This is a genomic window from Streptomyces sp. NPDC088810 (assembly GCF_044750305.1).
Lineage (GTDB): Bacteria > Actinomycetota > Actinomycetes > Streptomycetales > Streptomycetaceae > Streptomyces.
Genome location: NZ_JBIVJQ010000003.1, coordinates 609,639 through 633,720 on the forward strand (window position 1 = coordinate 609,639; position 24,082 = coordinate 633,720).

At 74.2% G+C, this 24,082-nt stretch carries 20 protein-coding genes and 1 pseudogene; 12 read left to right on the forward strand and 9 right to left on the reverse strand.

Annotation, left to right across the window (positions count from 1 at the left end; translation table 11 throughout):
- Positions 1–427 precede the first annotated feature (427 nt).
- A complete protein-coding gene (locus ACIP4Y_RS13580; protein ID WP_401392011.1) occupies positions 428–1,813 on the reverse strand; it encodes a hypothetical protein in 1,386 nt (461 codons plus the stop codon).
- 314 nt (positions 1,814–2,127) lie between these two features.
- Between ACIP4Y_RS13580 and ACIP4Y_RS13585 the strand changes: the two genes are divergently transcribed.
- Positions 2,128–2,871: a cobalt-precorrin-6A reductase gene (locus tag ACIP4Y_RS13585; RefSeq protein WP_401392014.1), complete on the forward strand. Its 744-nt coding sequence runs from the start codon at positions 2,128–2,130 to the stop codon at positions 2,869–2,871.
- 21 nt (positions 2,872–2,892) lie between these two features.
- Here the strand turns inward: ACIP4Y_RS13585 and ACIP4Y_RS13590 are convergent, their stop codons facing one another.
- Together ACIP4Y_RS13590 and ACIP4Y_RS13595 are read right to left on the reverse strand one after the other, a co-directional pair.
- Positions 2,893–3,564 (reverse strand): precorrin-8X methylmutase, encoded by a 672-nt coding sequence (locus ACIP4Y_RS13590; RefSeq protein ID WP_401392017.1) that lies wholly within the window; start codon positions 3,562–3,564, stop codon positions 2,893–2,895.
- A 90-nt stretch (positions 3,565–3,654) separates the two neighbouring features.
- Complete coding sequence (locus ACIP4Y_RS13595; protein ID WP_401392020.1) at positions 3,655–5,022, reverse strand: alkaline phosphatase PhoX; 1,368 nt, start codon at positions 5,020–5,022, stop codon at positions 3,655–3,657.
- 187 nt (positions 5,023–5,209) lie between these two features.
- Here ACIP4Y_RS13595 and ACIP4Y_RS13600 point away from each other — a divergent pair, with 187 nt between their 5' ends.
- The 4 genes from ACIP4Y_RS13600 (at position 5,210) to ACIP4Y_RS13615 (ending at position 11,640) form a co-directional block, all read left to right on the forward strand.
- Positions 5,210–5,902 carry a response regulator gene (locus ACIP4Y_RS13600; protein ID WP_401392023.1) on the forward strand — a complete coding sequence of 231 codons (693 nt, stop codon included), beginning with the start codon at positions 5,210–5,212 and terminating at the stop codon, positions 5,900–5,902.
- A gap of 634 nt (positions 5,903–6,536) precedes the next feature.
- Positions 6,537–8,279, forward strand: coding sequence for a GAF domain-containing protein (locus ACIP4Y_RS13605; RefSeq protein ID WP_401392026.1), 1,743 nt, complete (start codon positions 6,537–6,539; stop codon positions 8,277–8,279).
- A gap of 135 nt (positions 8,280–8,414) precedes the next feature.
- A complete protein-coding gene (locus ACIP4Y_RS13610) occupies positions 8,415–9,290 on the forward strand; it encodes a universal stress protein (RefSeq protein WP_401392029.1) in 876 nt (291 codons plus the stop codon).
- A gap of 76 nt (positions 9,291–9,366) precedes the next feature.
- The gene (locus ACIP4Y_RS13615) at positions 9,367–11,640 is read left to right on the forward strand and encodes a tetratricopeptide repeat protein (protein ID WP_401392031.1); all 2,274 of its coding nucleotides are present in this window, start codon (positions 9,367–9,369) and stop codon (positions 11,638–11,640) included.
- Between the two features lie 18 nt (positions 11,641–11,658).
- Here the strand turns inward: ACIP4Y_RS13615 and ACIP4Y_RS13620 are convergent, their stop codons facing one another.
- Positions 11,659–12,630, reverse strand: coding sequence for a helix-turn-helix domain-containing protein (locus ACIP4Y_RS13620; RefSeq protein WP_401392034.1), 972 nt, complete (start codon positions 12,628–12,630; stop codon positions 11,659–11,661).
- A gap of 332 nt (positions 12,631–12,962) precedes the next feature.
- Here ACIP4Y_RS13620 and ACIP4Y_RS13625 point away from each other — a divergent pair, with 332 nt between their 5' ends.
- On the forward strand, positions 12,963–13,988 hold the full coding sequence (locus tag ACIP4Y_RS13625) for a helix-turn-helix domain-containing protein (RefSeq protein WP_401392037.1): 1,026 nt from the start codon (positions 12,963–12,965) through the stop codon (positions 13,986–13,988).
- 203 nt (positions 13,989–14,191) lie between these two features.
- The gene (locus ACIP4Y_RS13630) at positions 14,192–15,178 is read left to right on the forward strand and encodes an alpha/beta hydrolase (protein WP_401392040.1); all 987 of its coding nucleotides are present in this window, start codon (positions 14,192–14,194) and stop codon (positions 15,176–15,178) included.
- Positions 15,179–15,212: 34 nt separating this feature from the next.
- Here ACIP4Y_RS13630 and ACIP4Y_RS13635 read toward each other — a convergent pair whose 3' ends face one another.
- Positions 15,213–16,193, reverse strand: coding sequence for a helix-turn-helix domain-containing protein (locus ACIP4Y_RS13635; protein WP_401392043.1), 981 nt, complete (start codon positions 16,191–16,193; stop codon positions 15,213–15,215).
- Between the two features lie 437 nt (positions 16,194–16,630).
- On the opposite strand from ACIP4Y_RS13635, the gene ACIP4Y_RS13640 reads away from it, so the two are divergent.
- The 4 genes and pseudogenes from ACIP4Y_RS13640 to ACIP4Y_RS13655 form a co-directional block, all read left to right on the forward strand.
- Positions 16,631–17,302 (forward strand): TMEM175 family protein, encoded by a 672-nt coding sequence (locus ACIP4Y_RS13640; protein ID WP_401392046.1) that lies wholly within the window; start codon positions 16,631–16,633, stop codon positions 17,300–17,302.
- Positions 17,303–17,371: 69 nt separating this feature from the next.
- Positions 17,372–17,962, forward strand: coding sequence for a TetR/AcrR family transcriptional regulator (locus ACIP4Y_RS13645; RefSeq protein ID WP_401392049.1), 591 nt, complete (start codon positions 17,372–17,374; stop codon positions 17,960–17,962).
- A complete protein-coding gene (locus ACIP4Y_RS13650; protein ID WP_401392052.1) occupies positions 17,959–18,987 on the forward strand; it encodes a DMT family transporter in 1,029 nt (342 codons plus the stop codon). The genes ACIP4Y_RS13645 and ACIP4Y_RS13650 overlap by 4 nt, the downstream gene beginning before the upstream one ends.
- Before the next feature lie 119 nt (positions 18,988–19,106).
- Positions 19,107–19,251, forward strand: a pseudogene (locus ACIP4Y_RS13655) (XRE family transcriptional regulator); the annotation flags it as partial.
- Positions 19,252–19,467: 216 nt separating this feature from the next.
- Here ACIP4Y_RS13655 and ACIP4Y_RS13660 read toward each other — a convergent pair.
- Genes ACIP4Y_RS13660 through ACIP4Y_RS13675 form a run of 4 tightly spaced genes read right to left on the reverse strand, consistent with a single transcriptional unit; the run spans position 19,468 to position 22,938 of the window.
- A complete protein-coding gene (locus ACIP4Y_RS13660) occupies positions 19,468–20,709 on the reverse strand; it encodes a cytochrome P450 (RefSeq protein ID WP_401392055.1) in 1,242 nt (413 codons plus the stop codon).
- Positions 20,706–21,719: an amidohydrolase family protein gene (locus ACIP4Y_RS13665; RefSeq protein ID WP_401392058.1), complete on the reverse strand. Its 1,014-nt coding sequence runs from the start codon at positions 21,717–21,719 to the stop codon at positions 20,706–20,708. Before ACIP4Y_RS13665 ends, ACIP4Y_RS13660 begins: the two co-directional genes overlap by 4 nt.
- Positions 21,716–22,603 carry an NAD(P)-dependent oxidoreductase gene (locus ACIP4Y_RS13670; protein WP_358636786.1) on the reverse strand — a complete coding sequence of 296 codons (888 nt, stop codon included), beginning with the start codon at positions 22,601–22,603 and terminating at the stop codon, positions 21,716–21,718. The genes ACIP4Y_RS13665 and ACIP4Y_RS13670 overlap by 4 nt, the downstream gene beginning before the upstream one ends.
- Entirely contained in the window at positions 22,600–22,938 is a 339-nt protein-coding gene (locus tag ACIP4Y_RS13675) for an antibiotic biosynthesis monooxygenase family protein (RefSeq protein WP_401392062.1), read from the reverse strand. Before ACIP4Y_RS13675 ends, ACIP4Y_RS13670 begins: the two co-directional genes overlap by 4 nt.
- Positions 22,939–23,324: 386 nt before the next feature.
- Here ACIP4Y_RS13675 and ACIP4Y_RS13680 point away from each other — a divergent pair, with 386 nt between their 5' ends.
- The gene (locus ACIP4Y_RS13680; RefSeq protein WP_401392065.1) at positions 23,325–23,972 is read left to right on the forward strand and encodes a superoxide dismutase; all 648 of its coding nucleotides are present in this window, start codon (positions 23,325–23,327) and stop codon (positions 23,970–23,972) included.
- Positions 23,973–24,082 lie beyond the last annotated feature (110 nt).

The window sequence follows — 24,082 nt, forward strand, 5'->3', positions numbered from 1 at the left end:
GATCGAATTACCGGACCGTCACGCCTCGGGAGCGCACGGGGTTACGCCCCGCGCACATGCCGCGGCGACGCCGTGTGAGACGGGAGGGGGCGCCGTCGGTGCCGTTCACCTGCCGTACCCCGTCGGCGCCGGAGGCCCGAGCCGCCCGGGCGGTGCGCGACGGTGGCCGGGTGGCGTGGCCGGCCGGTGGTGTGCAGGTGCCCGGAGAACGCGGCACCGTCACCCGCAACACCTTCGTACCGCGGTACGCGCGCGAACACGCCGAACGGGACCGCATCCGGCAGCTCGCCCAGGAAGGCCCGTCTCACCCCGAGGGGCGCCCGCACCCTGCCGGCCGCACAGGCACCCGAAGCCCACCGGTTGCCGGAGGCGGGCGGCCTCCGGTGGCGTCTGGTCCTCACCTTCTGAGCGTGGCCGTGAGGCGGCGTCACGGCTCCGTGTCCGGGAGCAGCAGCACGGTGTTGGAGACGCCTCCCGCCGCGGTGTTCACGGGCGCGTCGGCGGCGTCCGCCTCGGGGCCGGGATGGCGGACGTAGGCGCCCGCGATGCGGCTGTCCAGCAAGAACGGGGACAGGACGAAGGGCACCAGGGCGACCTTCCGGGCGCCGTCGCGGCTGCGGAAGTGCATCCGGGTGCGGTCGGGCACGAGCCGGCGCTGGAGGACGAGCGTGCGCTCGCGGGACCGCTGCGTCAGCAGGTCGAGCCAGTCCCGCGCCGGGACCTGGTGACCGGCGGCGAAACCGGCGCCGCCACGGCCGCACGACGGTTTGACGACGAGGCCGGCCCGCTCCCGCACGGCGCGCGCCAGGACGCTCCGGCGCAGCTCAGGCGGCTGCTCCGGGCCCAGCCACGCCGTCCACGGCACGTGCGCGAGGATCAGCTCGCGGTCCGCGGGCTCGTACAGGTCCAGATCCTCGTGCATCCAGGCCAGTACCTGCTTGGCACTCAGCAGGCACGAGGCTTCGGGGACGAACAACTGCACGCTGCCGGCCAGGACCGCGGCACGCAGGACGCCGACGGATCCGCCGTCCGCCAGCACCGGACTGGCGAACTGGTTGAAGACCACGTCGATGCGGTCGTCGCCGACCCACAGCCCGCCGGCGCCGCCGCGCACCTCGGACAGGTCCGCGACGGACACGTCCAGACCCGCCGCCCGGGCGGCTGCCGCCGCCGGCCCCAGGTAGCGGCGCAGGGCGCCGGTGCCGTCCAGTTTCGCCGCGATGCCCGAGGTCGCCCGCCAGGTGGGGACGAGCGTCCGGCTACCTCGGCTGCCGGCCGGTACGGCTCCGGCCAGGCAGCTCGCCCGGGCCCGCAGGGTCGAGGGCGGCTCGGCCAGGACGCCGTCCCGCCAGCCGCGGACGAACGCCGCGCTCCGCTGCTCCAGGCCCGGGACGCCGTAGATGTTGGGGCCGATGTTCAGCTCGACGAACCACGGCGTACCGCCGACCAGGAGCGCGTCGGGACGAGCCATGCGCAGCAGGACGGCGGCGGACAGCCGTTGTGCCGGGTCAAGGAGCCGCAGGTCGCGGTGGTCGTGCAGGGCACGGTACAGCTCGCCGGCGGTCCCGGCCCGGCGCCGGCACGCGAGCAGGGCGCACCGGAGCACGCCTGCCGCCAGTGCGCCGAACCGGTGGTAGGCCGCTTCGGAGAACACCAGGGGGCGCAGCGCCTCCCAGTGGCTCGGCAGCGCGTCGAGGATCCACCAGTCGGCCTCGGCGCTCCGGCGCAGCAGCTCCGAGCGCGCCCCGCCCGGCAGCCGGTGCCACAGGTCGTGCAGGGTCGCTCCCGAACCGTACTGCGCGTGTGCCTCCATCGGTTCCGACGGTAGGCCGGGGCGGGCCGCCCCTCACCTCGGGCTTCGTCATGCTCCCGGCAGCGGCGGACGGATAGCAGCCGCGAGAGAAACTGATGAGATCATCAGGGATGTACTGAGTATTTCACGCCACCCTGATCGCGGCGGGCGTTCCGGACCAGACGGCCCGCTCGACCGTCGAGGGCGTGACGGCGGAGCTGCGGGCCGAGACCTCCGAGCCATCCGGACGGTGAACCCGGACTTAAGATGACCGCTTCGCCGCTCCGGCCCCGGCCCGCACCCGCTGCTCCTCATGAACGGAACCCGGACTGCCCATGCACGTACTGATCCTCGGCGGCACCACGGAGGCCCGCCGCCTTGCCGAACTGCTCGACGGCACACCCGGGTTGAGGCTGACCAGTTCCCTCGCCGGACGGGTCGCCGGTCCCCGGGCGCTCCCGGGCGGGACGCGCGTCGGCGGCTTCGGCGGGGTGGAAGGGCTGACGGCGTGGCTGCGGGAGCACACGGTCGGCGCGGTCGTCGACGCCACCCACCCCTTCGCCGGGACGATCAGCTTCCACGCGGCACAGGCCGCTGCCGCCGCCCGTGTTCCCCTGCTCGCCCTGCGGCGGCCCGGCTGGGTCCCCGTCCCGGGCGACCGGTGGCACGAGGCGGACTCGCTGGAGGGGGCAGCACGGGCACTGCCCGCACTCGGCCGGCGCGTGTTCCTCACCACCGGGCGCATGGGCCTGGCCGCCTTCGCGGACCTGGACGACCTGTGGTTCCTCGTCCGGTCCGTGGACGCCCCCGGGCCCCCGCTGCCGTCCCGGACGGAGGTGCTGCTGGACCGCGGCCCCTTCACCCTCGACGGGGAGCGCGAACTGCTGCGGCGCCACCGCATCGACGTCGTCGTAACGAAGGACAGCGGCGGGGCGGCCACCGCGCCGAAGCTGACGGCCGCCCGGGAGGCCGGGCTGCCCGTCGTCGTGGTGCGCAGGCCACCGGTTCCCGAGGGTGTGCCGGTCGTATCCGACCCGGAGAGCGCGGCCCGCTGGATCGGCGAGCGCCTCACACCCTGACCGGTGCCGCCGCCCGTGCCGTCACTCCTCCTCGCTCGCGATCGCGTTGACCGCGGCGGCGGCGATGGCGCTGCCGCCGCGCCGGCCGCGGACCACGAGGTGCTCCAGCCCGGACGGGTGCGCGGCCAGGGCGTCCTTGGACTCGGCGGCGCCGACGAACCCGACCGGGACACCGATGACGGCGGCGGGCCGGGGTCCGCCCGCCTCGATCATCTCCAGGAGGTGGAACAGCGCGGTGGGCGCGTTGCCGATGGCGACCACCGCGCCTTCCAGCCGGTCCCGCCACAGTTCCACCGCCGCGGCGCTGCGCGTGGTGCCCAGCCGCGCGGCCAGCTCCGCGACGGCCGGGTCGGACAGCGTGCAGAGCACGTCGTTGCCGACCGGCAGCCGCCTGCGGGTCACGCCGCTGGCCACCATCTGGACGTCGCAGAAGACCGGCGCCCCGGCGCGCAGGGCCGCACGGGCGCGGGCCACCACCCCCGGCGTGTAGGCCAGGTCCCGGACGAGGTCGACCATCCCGCAGGCGTGGATCATGCGCACCGCGACCTGGCTGACGTCGGCGGGCAGGCCCGCGAGGTCGGCTTCCGCACGGATGGTGGCGAACGACTGGCGGTAGATGGCCGCGCCGTCCTTCTCGTAGACGTGGGTGGTCACGGTGCTCTTCTCGCTGCTCTCGGTCGTCTTGCGGCGCATGAGGTGATCGCCTGCGGCACGGCGGTGAGCATACCTACCGGACCACCGGACGCAGCGTCGGGGAACCCGGGGACCGTCGGCGAGCGGTGGTCACCTGCGCCACGGACCGGTCACCGCGAACGTCGTGCCGGGCGTGTAGCAGTTGACGAACATCGTCCCGCCGTCGGGGGAGAAGGTGACCCCGGCGAACTCGCCCCACTCGGGCTGCTCCGGCGTCCCGATGTTCTGGCGGCCCCGGGCCATCGCGTACACCTCGCCCTTGCGGGTCACGCCGAACACGTGCTGGGCGCCGTTGCCGTCCTCGCACACCATCAGGCCGCCGCTGGGCGCGAGGCAGATGTTGTCCGGGGACTCGCCGGGCAGCTGGACGTCGGTGTCCGGGCCGAACACGACGACGAGGGTCAGCCGCCGGCGCGCCGGGTCGTAGCGCCAGATCTGGCCGTAGTGGTCGGCCGCGGAGCCGTCCGCGCTGCGGGCGAAGGACGACACGAAGTACACACAGCTGCCGCCCCAGTAGCAGCCCTCCAGCTTCTGCGCGTGGGTGATGCCGCCGGGGCCGTAGTCCTGCAGCCGGGTGGGTGTGGAGGCGGCCAGCGGGTCGGGTACGTCCACCCACTCGATGCCGTCGAAGCGCGCTCCGGTCTCCTGGATGGTGGAGAGGTCCGGTACGCCGGGCACGCGCATCGCCTGGAGCCGGCCGCCGGCGCGGAGCGAACCGACACCGCCCAGCGGCTTGGCGGGCAGGAAGCGGTAGAAGAGGCCGAACGGCTTGAGGAAGGCGTCCTCCGTCTCGTAGACGGTGCCGTTGCGCGGGTCGACCGCGATCGCCTCGTGCTGGAATCGACCCATCGCGGTCAGCGGGACCGCGCCGGTGCGGTGCGGGTCGGTGGGGTGGACCTCGAAGATGAAGCCGTGGTCCTTGGTGTAGCCGTTGGTGCCCGCCCGGTCCTCGGTCTCCTCGCAGGTCAGCCAGGTACCCCAAGGGGTGCGGCCCCCCGCGCAGTTGACGGCCGTACCGGCGATGGCGACCCGCTCGGACAGCACGCGGTGGTCCGCGTCGAGCGTCAGGGCCGTACAGCCGCCCTTGCCCGCCGGGTCGTAGGTGAGACCGCTCACGGTCGGCACCGGGATCCGCGCGGTGACCCGGTTCTCGTGGTTGCGGACGAGGTGCGTACGGCCCCCTCGGCCGCCGAACGCGGCCATGCCGTCGTGGTTGGAGGGGACTCGGCCCTCGCCCGAACGGAGCTGGTCGCCCTCGCGGGAGAGCACCGTGTAGCGGAAACCTTTCGGCAGGTCGAGCAGCCCGTTCGGGTCGGAGGCGAGCGGGCCGTAGCCGGTGTGGCCCAGGTTCTGCGCGGCGGCGGTGCCCGCGAAGAGCTCGGACAGGGCACCGGTGAAGGCGATGCCCGCTCCCAAGGCGCTCGCGCGGGACAGGATCTGACGGCGTGTTGCAGACATGCGGCAGCAACCTTCCTGCTGGCGGACAGGAACTGTGATCCCGCTGTGTCTATCACCTGGTGCGGGCCGCGGGAACCACGCGCGTAGCCGTGTCACTTCGCGCGAAGGAGGGCCGCTCGGCCCTGGTCTCACATTCCGGGGAGGAGAAGGATCGTCGGACAGGACCGAACACGTCACAAGGAGCGAGATGGTGCAGCGCGAGCAGGCCGGGCCCGGTCGGCCGGTCCGGGTCTTCCTCCTCGACGACCACGAGGTGGTTCGGCGCGGGGTGCGCGACCTGCTGGACGACGAGCCGGACATCACGGTGGCCGGCGAGGCGGCCACCGTCGAACAGGCGCTGGTGCGCGTCCCCGCCCTGCGCCCCGATGTCGCGGTGCTGGACGTCCGGCTGCCGGACGGTGACGGCGTGACCGCCTGCCGGGAACTGCGCTCGCACCTGCCCCGGCTGGCCTGTCTGATGCTGACCTCGTTCGACGACGAGGAGGCCCTGCTCGACTCGATCATGGCGGGCGCCTCCGGGTACGTCCTCAAGCAGATCCAGGGCGCGGACCTGGTCTCCGCCGTGCGCACGGTGGCCCGCGGGCAGTCCTTGCTGGACCCGAGCGCCACCACCCGGCTCATGGCCCGGCTCCGGGCCGGGCAGCAGCAGGAGACCGAGCCCGGCGTCCTGCCCGGCCTGACCGAGCGGGAGCGGGAGATCCTGGCCCTCATCGGCGAGGGTCTGACCAACCGGCAGATCGGCCGGCGGCTGTACCTGGCCGAGAAGACGGTGAAGAACCACATCTCCCGGCTGCTCGCCAAGCTCGGCGTCGAACGCCGCGTCCAGGCAGCCGTCATCGCCACCCGGGCCCGGGACCGTCTGCGCGCCGACGGCCACTGAGCGCCCCGGCCCGTCTGCTGGGACTCCGGTCGGCCGGCACCCGGTGACCAGGGCCGGCGCGATCCGTACGAACTCCCCGTACCTGCTCGGCGGGGTCCGTCACGAGGGCGGCCCGGCCGGTCACCGGCACACTCCAGACGCGTCCGCCTCGAAGGCCCCACCGCCCGGTCGACCGCGCGCACCGGCTCCGCGCCGGTTCGTGCCGCTCTCCGGTTCCGTGCGCCGCTGTCTGCGCCCGGTCTCCCGGCGGAGCTGGTCGCCGGTGAGCTAGGGCATCCGCAGCAGGAGGACCCCGCCGGCCAGCGGGGCCCGGTCCCCGTCCGGGCCGGTGCGCCGGGTCCAGGTGGGCGGTACGCCGTCGGCCGGAACTCCGCCGGGGCCGGCACCTGCCGCGGGGGAAGCCCCTCGTACCGGAAGGCGCCGCCGTCCGCCCGCGGGCCGTGCCCACGATCACCACCCGGTCGCGCTGCCCGGCCCGGCGGTCGCGCGCCGGCCGGCACCAGGCCATCGGCCCCGCCGGCACCCCGGCGGGGGCAGGGCCGATCGGCCCTGCCCGAGGGGTCCGGTCCGGGGCCCGCTACGGTGAACCTCGGCGGGGACGGCCGGACGCGGGGACGGGGCTGGAGGAACGGCAGTGGGAGGCTCCGAGGACGGGCGCGAGGCGCGGGCTGTGCGGCTGCCGCAGTTCCGGCTGGACGAACTGCTGGACGAGCTGCAGGCCCGCCTGGATGCGGCCCGCGGCACCCAGAACAGGGTGCACAGCCTGCTGGAGGCGGTGCTCTCCGTCGGCCGCGAACTGGACCTGGAGCAGGTGCTGCGCGGCATCGTGGAGGCCGCGGCGGCCCTGGTCGACGCCGAGTACGCGGCGCTCGGCGTGATCGGCTCGGACGGCGAGCGGCTCTCGGCCTTCGTCACGGCCGGCGTCGACGCGGAGCGGATCGCCCGCATCGGCCGCTACCCGGAGGGCCGCGGCATCCTCGGCGAACTCATCCGCCACCCGGCGCCGTTACGGCTGGCCAAGCTCTCCGAGCACGCGGCGTCGTACGGCTTCCCGCCGAACCATCCGCCGATGAACAGCTTCCTCGGCGTGCCCATCCGGGTGCGCGACCAGGTCTTCGGCAACCTCTACCTGACCGAGAAGCGGGGCGGGCTGCAGTTCGACGAGGACGACGAGTCGGTGCTGTCCACGCTGGCCGTGGCGGCGGGCGTGGCGATCGACAACGCCCGCCTGTACGAGGAGTCCAGGCTGCGGGGGCGCTGGCTGGAGGCCAGCGCGGAGATCAGCAGGAGCCTGATGTCCGGTACGGGCCAGCACGGGGTGCTGGGGCTGATCGCCGGGCGGGCGCGGGACATCACCGGCGCGGCGCTCGCCACGGTGGCCACCCCCGTGCAGGACACCGGCACCCTCGCGGTGGAGCTGGCCATCGGCCGGGAGGCGCAGGCGCACCGCGGGCTGGTGCTGCCGGTCGAGGGGAGTCTCACCGGACAGGCCTTCGCCCGCGGCGCGCCGGTGAGCAGCCCGGACGTCTCGCGTGACGACCGGGTCACGGCGGGACCGCCGCGGTTCGCCGGACTGGGCCCGGCCGTCGCCGTACCGATCGGCCGGCAGGAGCGCGTCCGGGGCGTGGTCCTGCTGGCGCGGGAGACGGGTGCGAGAGACTTCTCCGCGACCGAGACGGAGCTGCTGCAGGGGTTCGCCGCGCAGGCCGCCGTCGCCATGGAACTCGCGGAGCGCCGTCGGGACGCCGAGCAGATCGCACTGCTGGAGGACCGCGACCGCATCGCCCGCGACCTGCACGACCTGGCCATCCAGCGGCTGTTCGCCACCGGCATGACGCTGCAGAGCGCGGGCCGGTTCATCGAGCACCCGCAGGCCGCGGAGCGGGTGCGGCGGGCCGTGGACGACCTCGACGAGACCATCAAGATCATCAGGTCGACGATCTTCGGGCTGCGCACCCCCGACGGCGACCGGGCACCCGGGCTGCGGGCCCGCGCGGTGCGGGTGGCCGGCGAGGCCACGCCGGTACTGGGCTTCGCGCCCAGCCTCCGGATGGAGGGCCTGCTCGACACCCATGTGCCGCGGGAGACCGCCGACCATGTCGTGGCCGTCCTGTCCGAGTCCCTCACCAACATCGCCCGGCACGCCCGTGCCCGCCGCGCCGACGTGGTGCTGGAGACCGACGGGACCGAGGTGCGGCTCACCGTCACCGACGACGGCGTCGGCATCCCGCCCCAGGGCCGCCGCAGCGGTCTGCGCAACCTGGCGGAACGGGCGCGCGGTCTCGGCGGCGGCCTGGAACTGGGCCGCCCGGACGGCGGGGGCACCCGGCTGGTCTGGCACGCGCCGCTGCACGGGGCGGCGGCTCCCGAGGACTAGGGCCAGGCCCCCGGCTGCCGCAGGTCCCGGCGGCCGGGCCAAGCGACCTGTTCGTGCCCGGCGCCGGGGCGTGTCACGGTGGCATCGAGGGCTTGTGCCGCAGGCACGGCGGCCCGGCGAAAGGCGGTGAGCCCGATGACGGAACTGCCCCTGGTCGTGGGAGTGGACGGATCGGAGGCCAGTCTGACGGCGGTCGACTGGGCGGTGGACGAGGCGGCCCGCCGCGGCCTGCCGCTGCGGCTGGTGTACGCCTGTCTCTGGGCGCGCTACGAGGGCGCCGCACCGTCGGGCAGCCAGGAACCCCTCTCGGAGCAGGTGCTGGCCGAGCAGATCGTCGCTTCGGCGGCGGCCCGGGCCCGGGAGCGGTCCTCGCAGGTCAGGACGGCCACCGAGATCGTCCCGCAGGAGGCGGTGGCCGCCCTGCTGAGCGAAGGCGACAAGGCCTTCGCCGTGGTGACCGGAGCACGCGGCCGGGGCGTGGTGAAGGAGCTGCTGCCCGGCTCGGTCGGCCTCGCCGTGGCCGCCCGCGCCCGCTGCCCGGTCGTCGTCGTCCGCGGGGACCGGGCCGGTCTGGCCGGCGCCCACCGGCGTGTCCTGCTCGGCGCCGGGGAACCGGACACCGCCGGCGATGCCGTGCGCTTCGCCTTCCAGGAGGCCGAGGCACGCGGCTGCGTCCTCGACGTCGTACGGGTCTGGCACCGCCCCGCGCGTGAGAGCGCCGGCCGTCCGCTGCTCGGCAAGGACCTGGCGCCCCGGCACGAGCGGGAGGCGGCCGAGCTGCTGGACACCCTGCTGCGGGAGGTGACCGCGGACCATCCGCGGGTCCGGGTGGACCGCGCGACGCTGGAGGGCCACGCCCGGAAGGTGCTCGTGGACCGCTCGGCCGCCGCCGACCTGGTCGTCGTCGGCGCCCGCCCCCGGCACGGCCGTCTCGGGCACCAGCTCGGCCGGGTGGCGCACGCCCTGCTGCACCACTCGCTGTGCCCCGTGGCGCTCGTGCCGCAGCGGTGACCGATCGACGCGCGCGCCTGATCAACGACCCTCCACAAGTATTAGAATGTTCAATCTTCAGGGGGAGGGGGCTGGCGTGTCCGCAGCAGAGGCGGCGTTCGGGCCGTTGCTACGGGAGCTGCGACTGGCGAAGTCGCTGACCATGGAGGCGCTGGCGGAAGCGTCCGGGGTCAGCGTGCGCGGCATCGGCGACCTGGAGCGCGGCCGGCGGGCCGCACCCCAGCGGCGGACGGTGGCCGCGCTCGCGGACGGACTCGGTCTCGCCCACGCCGAACGGGAACGGCTGCTCACCGCCGCCCGCGCCGGACGCACCCCCGGCTACAGCCCCGTCGGCGTCCGCTCCTTCCCGCGCGGCACCGACGACTTCGTGGGCCGCGTCGACGAGCTGAGCAGCCTGGAGAAACTCGCGCGACCGGGGAAGGACGAGGGCGCCGCCCCGCAGGCCCAGCCCGTCGTCGTCGCCATCCACGGCGCACCCGGCACCGGCAAGACCACCCTCGCGCTGCGCGCCGCCCGCCGGCTGGCCGACCGCTTCCCCGACGGCCAGCTCATGCTGGACCTCAGGGGGACCGACGACAGCCCGCCCGCACCGCCCGAGCTGATGGTCCGGGTGCTCAAGGCCGCCGGTGTGCCCGACCGGGACCTGGCGCAGGCGGGATCACAGGCCCACCCCGCCCTCTACCGGCAGGTGCTCGCCGACCGCCGCTGCCTGCTGGTGCTGGACGACGCCCGCGACGAGACACAGGTCCGTCCGCTGCTGCCGGGCGCCGGCGGGACGCTGGTCCTGCTCACCAGCCGCCGCATGCTCACCGGACTGGACGACGTGCACCGGCTGCCGCTCGGCCGGCTCGACCCCGCCGAGTCGGCCGCCTTCCTGGCCTCCCTCGTCGGCAAGGAGCGGGCCACCGCCGAACCGGACGCCCTGGAGGAGGTCGCCCGGCTGTGCGCACACCTGCCGCTGGCCCTCCGGATCGCGGGCAACTGGCTGGCCACGCGCACCGGTTGGAGCGTGCGCCGGCTCGCGGACCGGCTGACGCGCGAGGAACGTCGGCTGGAGACGCTGTCCGCCGGCGACGTACGGGTGGCGAGCGCCTTCGACCTGTCCTACCGGCAGCTCACGCCCCCCGCCGCCCGCATGTTCCGCCGCCTGTCCCTGGTCCCCGGCCCGGACGTGGGCGCCGCCTGCGCCGCCCGGCTCACCGGCCAGGACCTCTACGACACCGAGGACACCCTGGAGGAACTGGTCGAGGCCGGCCTGCTCGACACCGGGGACGACCGCTACCGGCTGCACGACCTGCTGTGCCTGTACGGCCGTGACCGCCTCACCGCCGAGGAGAAGGCGGCGGACATCGAGCGGGCCCGCCGGTCGATGTTCCGCTGGCTGCTGGAGACGGCCGTCGTGGCCGGCCGGTGGTACGAACCCGACCACGGCGCCCCGCCCCCGTCCTGGCAGGGCACGGCCGACCTCTCCAGCGCCGACAAGGCCCGCGACTGGCTCCAGGCCGAGGCCGCCAACTGGCTGGCGGCCCTGCACGCCGCCGCGGCGGACGGCGACCACGCCGCCGTCGTCGAGGTGGCCGAGGCCCTCCACTGGTTCTCCGACCAGTGGATCTTCTGGGGGCACTGGCCGGAGGTCTTCGGCACCGCCGCCCGGTCCGCCGAGGCCCTCGGCGACCCGCTGCTCGAAGCGACCCACCTCAACTACTACGCCTGGGCCCTCATCCTGTGCGAGGGCAGGCCCCAGGACGGCCTCCGGTACTCCGCGCGTGCGCTCGCCGCGGCCCGGCGGGCCGGTGACACCGGGCAGCAGGCGTGGGCGCACCAGTACGCCTCGTGGGCCCACCGCCTGCTCGGCGAGCACGGCCGGGCCGCCGAGCACACCGCCGAGGCCGTCGCGCTGTTCCGGGCCGCCGGAGACCTGCACGGCATGCTCCAGGCCCTGATCTCACGCGCCACGGAACTGCGCAGATCCGGGCGCTACGAGGAGTCGATCGAGGCCTACCGGCAGACCCTGACCCGGCTGGACGAGGCCGGCGACCGCGTCGAACCGCACATCGCCGCCTTCACCCGGGCCAACGTGCTCGCGGGCCTGGGAGCCGGCTACGGCGGCATGGGCCGCTGGGACGAAGCGGTGGAACACCTGCGCACCTCGGTCGAACTGTCCCGGACGGACGGCAACATCGCCCTGGAGAGCCGCTATCTCCTCTCGCTCGGCGACGTCCTCCTCGGCGCAGGCCGCACCACCGAGGCACGCGAGGTGTTCGCGCGGTGCGTCGCCCTCGGCCCCGAAGCGGACGCGGAACGGGTCGCCGAGGCCCGCGCCCGGCTGGTCCGCCTGGACACCGGCTGACACGCGCGCCGCCGCGAGTCAGCTGTGCGCCAGCCCGCCCACGCCCTGCTCCAGGTGCAGGGTGCGCCACTCCCGCGGGGAGACCCCGTAGGCGGCGCGGAACGCCCGGCTGAAGTGGGCCGGGTTGACGAACCCCCAGCGCCGGGCCACGGCCGAGACGGTGGGGGTCACCCGTCCGCGCCGGGCCAGTTCACGCCCGCACGCCTCCAGCCGCCGCTGCTGGATCAGACGGCTCACGGTGATGCCCTCGCCCTCGAAGAGCCGGTGCAGGTAGCGGACGGACATGTGGTGCGCCCGGGCGATGGACTCCGGTGACAGGGATGCCTCGCCGAGATGCCGGTCGATGTGGGCGCGGACACTCCGTACCAGGTGGTCGCGGCTGCCGTCCGGCTCCCGGTGGGCCTGATCGGTGATCAGCGTGGCGAACAGGTCCACGACGTGGCCGGCCAGCCGCTGCCCGACGTCGGGCGCGTAGGAGGGGGCCGAAGCGGCCAGCGTCGCGAGGAACGGCCGCAGCACCGCGCCGAAGCCGCGGCCCGTACCGATGGCGGTACCGGCGACCAGCCTGATGTCGCTGTCCGAGACGCCCAGCACCTGGCGCGGCACGTGGAAGACGTGGCTGGCGAACCGCTCCGGATAGGTGACGGAGAAGGGCCGTGCGGTGTCGTAGAGCACCAGGTCGCCCCTGCCCAGCTCGGCCCGCCGGCCGTCCTGGACGAAGGTGGCCGTGCCCGCCAGCTGGAGACCGACCGCCACCAGGTCCTCGGGCGACCGCCCGATCAGGGCCGGGGTGCGGGTCACCCGCTTGGCGTCGGCCTCCATGCGGGAGATCCGGAGGTAGCCGAGACGGTCGGTGACGATCCTGCCGTCGAACGGCTTGCCGGCCCGCGGGGTGACGGCGACCGGCACCAGAGCCCGGCCCAGCGCGTCGCTCCAGTAGGCGACCTTGTCCTGGTCCGGCACCGCATCGGTCGACAGCACCACGCTCAACTTGCTCTCCCTCGGCATGGGGTGGGCCGGGGCCGCACTCGCGGTCCCGCCCGCACCAGCCAAGCAGCGGGCCCCTGCGGACCACCAGGAAGAAGACAGGCAGAAACAGCCGGGAGAAGTGCCGCCGCAACGCGGCGAACGCGCGCTTCGTGCCGAGGAACGCACGGCGCGGTGCCTCACCGCGCACGGCTCGTGCCCCTGTCCGCACGGAACGCCGGACGCTCTCCCCGCCGTTCCCCGGGCGGCCCAGGCTGACGTCGTGGGCTCCCTCGGCGGACGTCCACCGCCGGACCGTCCCGGCGTCCGAACCACCGCTTCGACCAGGGGGACCCATGCACCTGATGCGCCCGCCCGCCGCGACCGGCGGCGACGCCGGCCGAGCCCCGTATCCCGACCTGACGTGGGCGAGCACGCCGGTGCGGTCCTTCCTGCCGGCCGGGGCCCGCGCCTGCGCCCGTTTCACCGAACCGGCGCGGGTCCGCACCCTCGGCCTCCTCCGGATGACCACCTACCGGGGAGCGGCCCGGTCCCTGGTCCGCTCCGCCGACGACACCAGCGAACCGCACCTGCTGCTGGGCGTGCACGCCGCCGGCCGGGCGACCCTGGTCCGGGGCGCCGGCACCGCGCCCTGCGGTCCCGGCGACCTCTTCGTGTGCGACGGAGCGGTCCCCTTGCTGCTGCACGAGTCGGAGCCCTTCGAGCTGCACCTCGTCCGCGTGCCGCGGCTCGCCCTCACCCTCACCGACCGCCAGGCGGGGGCTCTCGCCGGCCGCCCGCCCTTCGCCGACGGCCCGGTGGCGCCCCTGCTCGGACCCCTCCTGCGGACGTTCCTCGACACGCTGCCCGAGTACCCGCCACGGACGGCGCTCCGGCTCGCCACGACGATCACCGGGTTCGTGGATTCGCTGGCCGCCGAAGCCGCCGTAGCCGTTGCAGCCGGGGGAGACGCGTCGAAAGCCGGGGAACCGCAGCCCGCGCGGCCGGCGCCCGGACCGGAACACCAGGAGCTGCTCCGCCGCGTGCGCGCCTACGTCGACGCGCGGCTGTGGGACCGCACCCTGACGCCCGCCACCGTCGCCGCGGCCCAGCACATCTCGGTCCGCTATCTGCACAAGCTCTTCGAGGGACAGGGCAGCACGATCGGCCGGTGGATCCAGCAACGCCGCCTGGAGGAGGCGCGGCGCGAGCTGGCCGGGCCCGGCTCGGCCGACCTCACGGTGTCGGCGGTGGCCCGGCGCTGGGGCTTCGTCAACGCCACCCACTTCAGCCGCAGCTTCCGCGCGGCCTACGGCATGTCACCCCGCGACTGGCGCAGCCGTACCCGGCCGTCCGGCGCCCCCGGGAGCGGAACCGGCTGACCGGCCGGAACTGTGCACGCAGCGGCAAGTATTCGTCCGACGGCGCCGCTCGCACCCCGCAGGGCGCGCCCTACGCTGGTCACCCGTGCCGGTGGAGCCGCCTCCGGCGCCGAGCGCCTGCCTGCCCGGCCACGGGGGAGGGCCGGTGGCTCATCCCCACGGCCCCTCTCCCGAACGGCCCGCGAACCCGCGCAGGAGTTCTCTTGCAAGACGACGTTCCGCCTCCCGGGGCCGAGCCTGTCCTGGAGCGGCTCACTCGCGCCTTCACCGAGGCGTACGAACTGCCCGCGCCGTCGGACACGGACGCGGGCGCGGCGGCTGCCAGGGCGCGGATGGCGTCTCTGTGGACCGGTGACGATGGCGCCGAGCCGGACGTCGAGGAGGAGTGGCTGGCGCTGCCAGGACACGACGGCGGCCGGATCCGGGTCCGGGTCCTGCGCCCCGCCGGCAGCGACGAGACCCTGCCGGTCGTGCTGTACCTGCACGGGCTCGGCTGGATGCTGACCGACGCCTACGCCCACCGGCACCTGGTGACGGACCTCGTCCTCGGAGCGGACGCCGCCGTGGTCGTCCCGGAGTACGACGTCCCCGACGACGTCCGCTACCCGGCGGCCGTCGAGCGGGCGTACGCCGTGGCCCGGTGGATCGCCCGGCACGGCGCGGGCTGCCGGCTGGACGGGAGCAGGATGGCCGTCGTCGGGGCCAGCGCGGGCGCCCAGCACGCCGCCGCCCTCACCCTGCTGGCCGCCCGGCAGCGCGGTGGTCCCGGCTTCCGGCACCAGGTGCTGATCTGCCCGGTGACCGACGCGGCCATGGACACCCCGTCCTACCACCGGTTCGCCGACGGCTACTTCCTGACCCGCGCCGCCATGCGCGACTACTGGCAGCGGTACGCGCCGGACCCCCGGATCCGCACGCACGACACCGTCTCCCCGCTGCGCGCACCCGCCCGTCAGCTACGGGGGCTGCCGCCGGCGCTCGTCCTCACCGCGGAGGCGGACGTGCTCCGCGACGAGGGCGAGGCGTACGCCGCGCATCTGAGGGCGGCGGACGTCCCCGTCGTCTCCCTCCGCTACCACGGGACGATCCACGGATTCCTCCTGTTCGACCTGCTCCGCGGCACGGACGCGTCCAGGGCGGCACGCATCCAGGTGACGGACACCCTGCACACCGCCCTGCACACCGGCTGACCCGCAAGTCCGCCGCCGCGGGCGCCCGCCGGGATCAGCCGGCCGCGCCGGTCGCCTCCGTGCGCCGGTGCCGCCGCCACTCGCTCGGTGCGGACCCGTACGCCGCCTGGAAGCGGCGGCTGAAGTGGCTGGGGCTGCTGAACCCGCAGCGTGCGGCGACCGCGGCCACGGTGAGACGGTCGTACCGCGGGGAGGCCAGCATCTCCCGCGCCCTGCCGAGGCGTTCCGTGATGAGCCACTGCTCCAGGCTGCACCCCGCCTCGCTGAACAGCAGGTAGAGCCGGCGTACGGAAACCGCGTGCTCGGCGGCGATCCGCTCGGGTGTCAGATCGCGGTCCGCGAGGTGCCGCCGCGCGTAGCACATGATCCGGGTGAGCAGGGTGTCGTCCATGGCGGACCGGACCGCGGTCGACTCCTCGGTGTGCGCGGCCGAGAGCAGCAGGGCGCGGACCAGGTCGGTGGTCGCGGACGCCAGGTGCGGTGCGCCGGGGTCGGCTTCCAGGCGGTCCGGATCGCGCCACACCTCGCGCAGATGGCTCAGGACCAGGTCGTGCAGCGGACTGGCGCGCAGTCGCCCGGCCGCCTTCGCCACCACGTCCACCGGCAGGCCGAGTCGGCGCACGTCGAACATCACGGACCGGGACGCCCCGTCACCGGACCAGCCGTACACGCGGGGCGACAGCTCGTGGAAGACGCAGAGGTCGTCCAGGCCCAACAGCCGTCGCTCACCGGCGACTTCGGCCCGGTGCACGCCCTCCGGCTGGAGTGAGACGGAGACCACGGGGCTGCTCCGGTGGTGACGTACGTGCCGTTCCGTCCGTCGTACCTCGAAGCCGGAGTTACGGGTGGCGAAGAGGTGCAGCCCGCCCACCCGCCACATCTCCATGCGGGCGTGGATACCGGAGGCGGGCTCCTCGTGGACCACGTCGTTGGGCACCGACGAGTCCGTCAACGCGTGATGGAACGCGTCGACCCGGTCACGTGGCGCCACGGTGGCGAGATCGAGCAGCAGCACACAACCCCCCGAAGTCAGGTACCCGGCATCGCGGTCCGACGATACGGCGCACGGTAACGGGGCTGCGGCCGGTGAGCGCGGACAGGCCACAGCCGGTGCACACACAGTCAAGCCACCCCTGACCGCCCGCCCTAGGGTCTCGTACGTGCCGGTGGGTCCCCCTCGGCACGGCGACCCGGGCGGGCGCGACCGTCCTGCGGGCCACGCGCTCGGCGCGCCGCCGGCCCCGGACCGGACGTCCTCCGGCCCCGGCACCTGCCCCCGCGCCCCCCCGGGCAGCGGCCGGCCCGACCCCACGACGAGGGAGTTTCCCCACGTCCCGGTCCGGCAGACCGGCCACTGACACCACCCGCCGCCCGTCCTCGCACCGGCCCCGCTGAGCGCCTTCCGGCCGGGCAGCGGTGCCTGACGAACCGACGAGCACCTCAGGAGCCAGCGTGTCCCGTACCCGCCTCCGCGGTTTCTCCCGCTCCGACACCAGCCGCGCGGAAGCCTTCAGCGACGGCGTGCTGGCCATCGCCGTCACGCTGCTGGCCCTCGGCCTCGCCGGCCCACCGCACCGGCCGGGCGGCCTCGGCCACGCCCTGCTGGCCCAGTGGCCCTCCTACCTGGGCTACCTGGCCTCCTTCGGCTATGTGTCGGTGATCTGGCTCAACCACCACCAGGCCTTCGTACGGGTCCGCGTCATGGACCGCGGGCTGCACGCCGCCAATCTGCTGCTGCTGTTCACCACGGCGGCGCTCTCGTTCCCCACCGCGGTGGTCGCCGACGCACTCCGGGCGGACCCCGCGGGCTCCGACGCACGGGTCGCCGTCGCGCTCTACGCCGGGCTGGCCGCCGCGATGTGTCTGAGCTGGGTGGCCTTCTACCACCAGCTCGCCCGCCGGCCCGAGCTGCTGGAACCGGACGTGGAGCCCACCTACGTCCGGCACGGGCGGCTGCGCTCCTGGGCCGGCGCCCTCGCGTACGGCGCGGCCGGGCTGCTCGGCGTGCTCGTCGCACCCCTGTGGGCGGTCGCCGTCTTCGTCGCCCTCCCGGTCTTCTACTTCCTCACCAGCGAGGGCCTCCCCGAGGGACCGGACACCCGACCCGGCGAGGCCACCCGCTGACACCGACGGCATCGTCCCGTACGCTAGGTAGACCTACCTACCTAGTTTTACGACGATGAGGAGAGCGGTGTGACGACCGCGGAGAGCGGCCGGCGGCGGCCGGCCAGGGAGCGGCTGCTGGCGGCCGCCGCCCGCCGTTTCTACGCCGACGGCGTGGCGGCCACCGGCATCGACACGATCACCGCGGAGGCCGGCGTGGCGAAGATGAGCCTCTACAACAACTTCGCCTCCAAGGCCGACCTGGTCAGGGCCTACCTCGACGCCCGGCACGAGGAGTGGCTCGGGTTGTACCGGGCCCGGCTGGAGCAGGCCCGGAGCCCGCGCGACGGCGTCCTCGCGGTCTTCGACGCCTACGCCGACCACGCGGCGTTCGCCTACGAGCACGGCTTCCGCGGCTGCGGCCTGCTGAACGCCGCCGCCGAACTTCCCGCCGGGGACGCGGGCCGGGCGGTGGTGCGCGCCCACAAGGAGGAGGTCGAGCGGCTGATCGCCGGCCACCTGCGGGAGCTGCTGCCCGAGCGTCCCGACGAGGCGCACGCGACGGCCGAGCACCTGGCCTTCCTCCTGGAGGGCGCGATGGCCCGCGCCGGGCTGGAAGGCGACGGCGACCGCCTCCGGCACGCCCGCTCCCTGGCGGCGGACCTGCTGGACCGCCTGTGAAGCCGCTCGCCGGCCACAGCCGGTCCGCCGGAACCGGCGCCCTGTGCGTGCTGGCCGCCTCCGTCCTGTGGGGGACGACGGGTACGGCCGCCACCTTCGCCCCGGAGGTGGGCCCGCTCGCCATCGGTGCCGTCGCCATGGGCCTGGGCGGGCTGCTCCAGGCCCTCGCCGCCGCCGCGCAGCTCGCCCGGCACGCACCCCGCCTGCGCGAGCGGCGCCGCGCGGTCCTGCTCGGCGCGGCCTCGGTGGCCGTCTACCCCCTGGCGTTCTACAGCTCCATGCACCTGGCGGGAGTCGCCGTGGGCACCGTGGTGTCGATCGGTACCGCCCCGCTCGCCTCGGCCCTGATCGAACGCGTCATGGACGGCCGCCGGCTCACGCGCCGCTGGACGACCGCGGCAGCCCTGGGCCTGCTGGGCACCGTGCTGCTGTGCGTCGCCGAAGCCGGCCACGCCGCCGACGGCGCGGGACCGGCGTCCGTGGCCGGGACGCTGCTCGGCGTGGGCCTCGGCCTGGTCGCCGCCGCGACCTACGCCCTGTACTCCTGGGCCGCGCACCGGCTCATCAGCCGCGGCCTCCCCTCGCGGGCGGCGATGGGCGCCGTCTTCGGGCTCGGCGGAGTGCTCCTGCTGCCCGTCCTGCTGGCCACCGGCGCGCCGCTCGTCGGCTCCTGGTCCAACGCGGCCGTCGGCACCTACATGGCGGTGGTCCCCATGTTCGCCGGGTACGTCCTGTTCGGCTGGGGTCTCGCGCGCGTGCCCGCCAGCACGGCCACCACCCTGTCCCAGCTCGAACCGGCCGTCGCGGCCGTCCTCGCCGTCCTCGTCGTCGGCGAACGCCTGCCCGCCGCCGGGTGGATGGGCATCGCCCTCGTCATCGCCTGCCTCGCCGTCCTCACCACCCCGTCACCGGCCGCCCGCCGCCGGCAGCGGCGGTCCGACGGGCCGGCTCGGGCTGGCGAGGCCCGCGGTACGGCGCACCCGGCCACGGTGCTGCTGCCCGGTGCGGAGGCGGACGGCGGCTGACGACGCCGGCCTCGGACGGATGCCTGGGACTCGCGGGGCCGCGATAGTGGACGGCGGTCTGTCGGGCGTGCGGGGCGAGCAGGCCCTGCAGTTCTTCCGCCGCGACCTTCAGCAGGCCGGTCGTCGAAGGCACCGAGCACACCGTCGAAGCCGGCCGGACCGCCACCTTCGACGCCGACGCCCCCGCACACCTACCGCGGCTCGGGCACCGGGGCCTGCCACCTGATCACGACGGTCCAGCTGCCGCCCGGCCCGGCAGCGTGATGACGGCCGGCAAGACGAGGACCGCCACGGCGGCGACGAAGCAGAAGCGTCCCGTCGCCTGCGCCCGGTCCGCCTGCCGTTCGACACGGAGCCGAGCCGACGTACCGGGCGAACGGGTCGGCCCGGCCCGACTGCCGCCCACCGCCTGGTCCCACGCGGCCGCGCCGCCCGGCCGGTCATGGTGGCGAGGCGGCGCGGACGGGTGGGCGCGGTCGCTCAGCCGGCGGGGTCGAGGACCACCGGCAGCTCGGCGAGGCCGCGGAAGGCCGGGAAGGGCACCTCCAGCCACCGTGGCCCGGCGGCCGGGTCGGCCAGGGCCATCCTGGGGAACCGGTCGAACAGCCGGGTGAGCGCGAGCTGCGTCTCCATCCGGGCCAGCGGGGCACCCAGGCAGTAGTGGCTGCCGTGCCCGAAACCGAGATGGGCGTCCTGCGCGTTGCCCGGCCGCATCACGTCCAGCTCGTCGGGGTGGTCGAACTTCTGCGGATCGCGGTTGGCCGAGCTGATGGCGATCTGCACCAGGGCGCCCTTGGGGATCAGGGTCCCGCTGTACTCCACGTCCTCGGTCGCGTAGCGGAACGTGGCGCTCTCCACCGAGCCGTCGTAGCGCACCAGTTCCTCCACCGCCGCGCGGATCAGCTCCGGGTTCTCCCGTACGGCGCGCAGCTGCGCGGGATGCGACAGCAGGTGGTGGACGGCGTTGCCGATGAGGTACGCGGTCGTCTTGTGACCGGCGAACATCAGCAGGAACGCCGTGGAGACCAGCTCGCTCTCGGTGAGCCCGTCGTCGTTGTCCCGGACCGCGATGAGCGCGCTCAGCAGATCGTCGCCCGGACGGTCCCGCTTGGCGGTGATGAGCTGCGTGAAGTACGCGTGCAGGTCCTCCTCGGCCCGCTGCTGGGCCCGCTTGGCCTCCTCGCCGAAACCGGTCTGCGCCACCGTGGTGGACAGGTGCTGCATCCGCGACCGGTCCTCGGGCGGCACGCCGAGCAGATCACAGATCACGATGATCGGCAGCGGGAAGGCGAACTCGGGCAGCAGGTCGAAGGGTTCCCGGGTCGGGCACGCGTCGAGCAGGTCCCGGACGATCTCCTCGATCCGCGGCCGCAGCGCCTCCACGCGCCGGGGTGTGAACGCGGAGTTGACCAGCCGGCGCAGCCGGGTGTGCTTCGGCGCATCGGAGTTGAGCATGTTGTCGTCCAGCGCGACGGACGAGTCACCGAAGATCCTCCGGTAGGCGTCCATGGCCCCGTACATGTCCTTGCTCAGCCGCGGATCCGACAGGGCGGCCCGCGCGTCGTCGTACCGGGTGATCAGGTACGTGTCGTTGCCGTGCGGCGGCCTCATGGGGCAGACGGGCGCCGCTGTGCGCAGATGGGCGTAGACCGCGTGCGGATCGCGCCGGAACTCCGGGGTGCACCGCTCGGCTGCGGTGACGGCCTCTTGGGTGGTGGTCACGGACGACTCCTGAGGTCGAAGAGGGCTTGGGCGTTGCCGCCGAGGATGCGCTGCTGGGCGGCCGCGTCGACCGGCAGCTTCTCGATCATGTGGATGAAGTCCTCCAGCGGCGCGGCCATCGGCGGTGAGTCGGTGCCGAACAGCATCCGTTCGGGGCCCAGCACTTCGGCGTTCAGGCTCAGGTGCGCCGCACTGAACGGGCTGGTGTCGACGTACATGCGCCGCAGCGCCGCGGCCGGGTCGGCCGAGGGCCGCAGGGCCGCGGGGTCCTGCTGGGGTGCCCGCTGCTCCGCCGGCGGAGCGGAGGCCGCCCCGGGCCGGCCGGAGGGCGGTGCGCCCCCGGCCCAGTGCCGGGGGCGCGCCGCCGTCTGCAGGCGCTCCGGCAGCAGCGCCATCGCGCCGCCGCCGGTAGCGCCGATCAGCCGCAGACCGGGGTACTTGTCCAGCCATCCCGCGAACGCGATCATGGCCATGCCCAGGGTGACGTCGCCGAAGCGGCCGATCTGCTCCACGAAGCCGAGCTCCTCGACCCGTTCCGTGCCGAGCGGTTCGGCCGGCGCGTGCACCAGCACCGGCACCCCGGCCTCCGCGGCCAGCGCGAAGAAGGAGTCGGCGCGCGGCGAGCCGAGCAGCTCTCCGTGCACGCTGGACGTGGTGATCAGGCCGACGAAGGCGGGGTCCGCCAGGGTCTCGCGCACCCCTTCGAGGTGATCGTCGTCGCCGAACGGGTTGGCGTAGACGTACCCGCGCAACTGGTCCGGGAACTTCCGGATCAGCCCCGACATCCAGGCGTGGAAGCTGCGCAGCCGGTCGCGTGGTTGCGCGTAGTTGTCGACGCCCGGAACCCGCGCCATCGCGCCGGCCCCGACGGGGCTGCCGATGATGGTCAGGTCGATGCCGGCCTCGGCGCGAGCGGCGAGCATGCCGTCGACGTCGGTCAGACTCGGGGGCATGGGGAAGCGCTTCGCCGCTTCCGGTGGGGACAGATGCCCGTGGATGTCGATGATCACGTGTCGGTTTCCGGTTTCGGTGCGAGTGCGCGGGTGACCGCGGCACAGTCCTGGTCGCCCAGCCCTTGCTCGGTGGCGCGGACGTGGGTCTCCGCCGCGGCGGTCGCCAGCGGCAGGCTCAGGCCGACTGCTGCTGCCTGCTTGGAAGCGAGCATGAGGTCTTTCGCCATCAGCCGCAGCCGGAAGTCCGGCTCCTCGAAGCGGCCGGAGGCCAGGCGCCGCGACTTGAACGCCATCACCGGCGAGGCGAAGCCGCTGCCCGCGATGGTCCTGAGAACCAGCTGCCGGTCGAGGCCGCAGGCCTCCGCCAGTTCGGTGGCCTCGGCCAGGGCCTGCACCTCTATGCCCATCAGCAGGTTGAGGAGCAGTTTCATCCGCATGCCGGACCCGAGTGCGCCCAGATGGACCACTTCCTTGCCCAGCGTCTCCAGCAACGGGCGGGCGGTCTCGAACGCCCGCTGCTCGCCGCCGGCGAACAGCCGCAGCTCTCCGTCGCGGGCGTGGTCGCGGTTGCCGAGCATGCCGACGTCGAGGACCGCCGGGACCTCTCCGGCGATCTGCACGACCTCGTCGGGGGCGACGGTGCTGGCGCAGATCAGCACGCCGGGGTACGGGCCCTCGGCCAGCACGCCGCCCGGTCCGTGCAGCACCGCGCCGAGGGCCTGGCCGTCGGCCACGACGCAGAGGGCGGCGCTGGTGCCCGCGACGGCGTCGGCGGGGTTGGCGGCGGCGTAGGCGCCCGCCTCGGCGAGCGGGGCGGTGCGCTCCGGGGTCCGGTTCCAGACCCGGACCTGCATCCCCTGGTCGAGGAGGCGACCGGCCAGGCCGGCGCCCATCGTGCCGAGACCGAGGACGGCGACGGGGCCGCGCACGGGGGGAGTCAAGACGCCACCCCCTTGGTCTCCTTGATCACACGGAACCGCATGGACTGCCGCTGGTCGACGAACTGGCGCAGCGGGGCCACCAACTCCTGGTGCTCCGCGCTCTGCTGCCAGGCGAAGAAGTCCTCGGCGGTCCGCCATTCGCTGGTGATCACCCACTGGCGGGAGTCGTCGACGGGTTCGCCGAGCCGCTCGATGATGTGTCCGGGGGTGCTGGACACGGACTTCCGGAGCTGCTCGTACAGATCCAGGAATCCCTGTTCGCCGCCCTCGATCACGCGGACCGCGAAAACCACGCTCAGCTTGTCGGCCGATCGGCCGTTGTCGTTGGCGCCCATGTCTCCTCCTGAGTGAGAGCCGGACGGACACGACACCAACGGACTCATGTCCCTCGGACGGCTGCAACTCCGAACGGGGGACGGCCCAGTGGGGACAAGGGGTGCACGCTGCGTCATTAGTCATATCGGGTGACTGACGGCCCGACGCGCGTGGTCCGCGCAGGGTCCCGGCCATGACACGGAGCCGGGGTACACGATCAGGGGAACTGACGTGCACTCGCCGCGCTGGCTCTCCCGCTCGGCGACGCCACCCGGCAGGCGCGGTGGGCGCTGCCGTGCCGGCCGACGTCACGAGTCCTAGGTCCAAGGCCTGATCGGCATGCGGCTGTTCTTGCTGTTAACGTGCACTTGCATCTCGTTCGCAATAATGTCGGAGGACGTTGGACATGGCGCTGTACACGCTCCCGGAGCTTCCGTACGACTACTCGGCGCTCGCACCGGTGATCAGCCCGGAGATCATCGAGCTGCACCACGACAAGCACCACGCGGCCTATGTGAAGGGCGCGAACGACACCGTGGAGCAGCTCGCCGAGGCACGGGACAAGGACGCCTGGGGGTCGATCAACGGCCTGGAGAAGAACCTGGCCTTCCATCTCTCCGGGCACATCCTGCACAGCATCTACTGGCAGAACATGACCGGTCCGAAGGACGGCGGTGGCGAGCCCCTAGCCGCCGACGGTGTCGGCGAGCTGGCCGAGGCCATCAAGGAGTCCTTCGGCTCCTTCGCCGCCTTCAGGACCCAGCTGTCCAAGGCCGCGGCCACCACGCAGGGTTCGGGCTGGGGCGTACTCGCCCACGAGCCGCTGAGCGGACGCCTGATCGTGGAGCAGGTCTACGACCACCAGGGCAACGTCGGCCAGGGCTCCACCCCGATCCTGGTCTTCGACGCCTGGGAGCACGCCTTCTACCTCCAGTACAAGAACCAGAAGGTGGACTTCATCGAGGCGATGTGGCAGGTCGTCAACTGGCAGGACGTGGCCCGTCGTTACGAGGCGGCCAAGTCCCGCACGGATCTGCTGCTGCTCGCCCCGTGACGCCGTAGTCCCGGAAGGGTCCTGCTCGTGATCGTCTTCTCACCGTTCACGGCAGGCGAGGGGCTCCCGCGGGAGCCCCTCCGAACGGCGGCCGGGTGACGGGCCGCCAC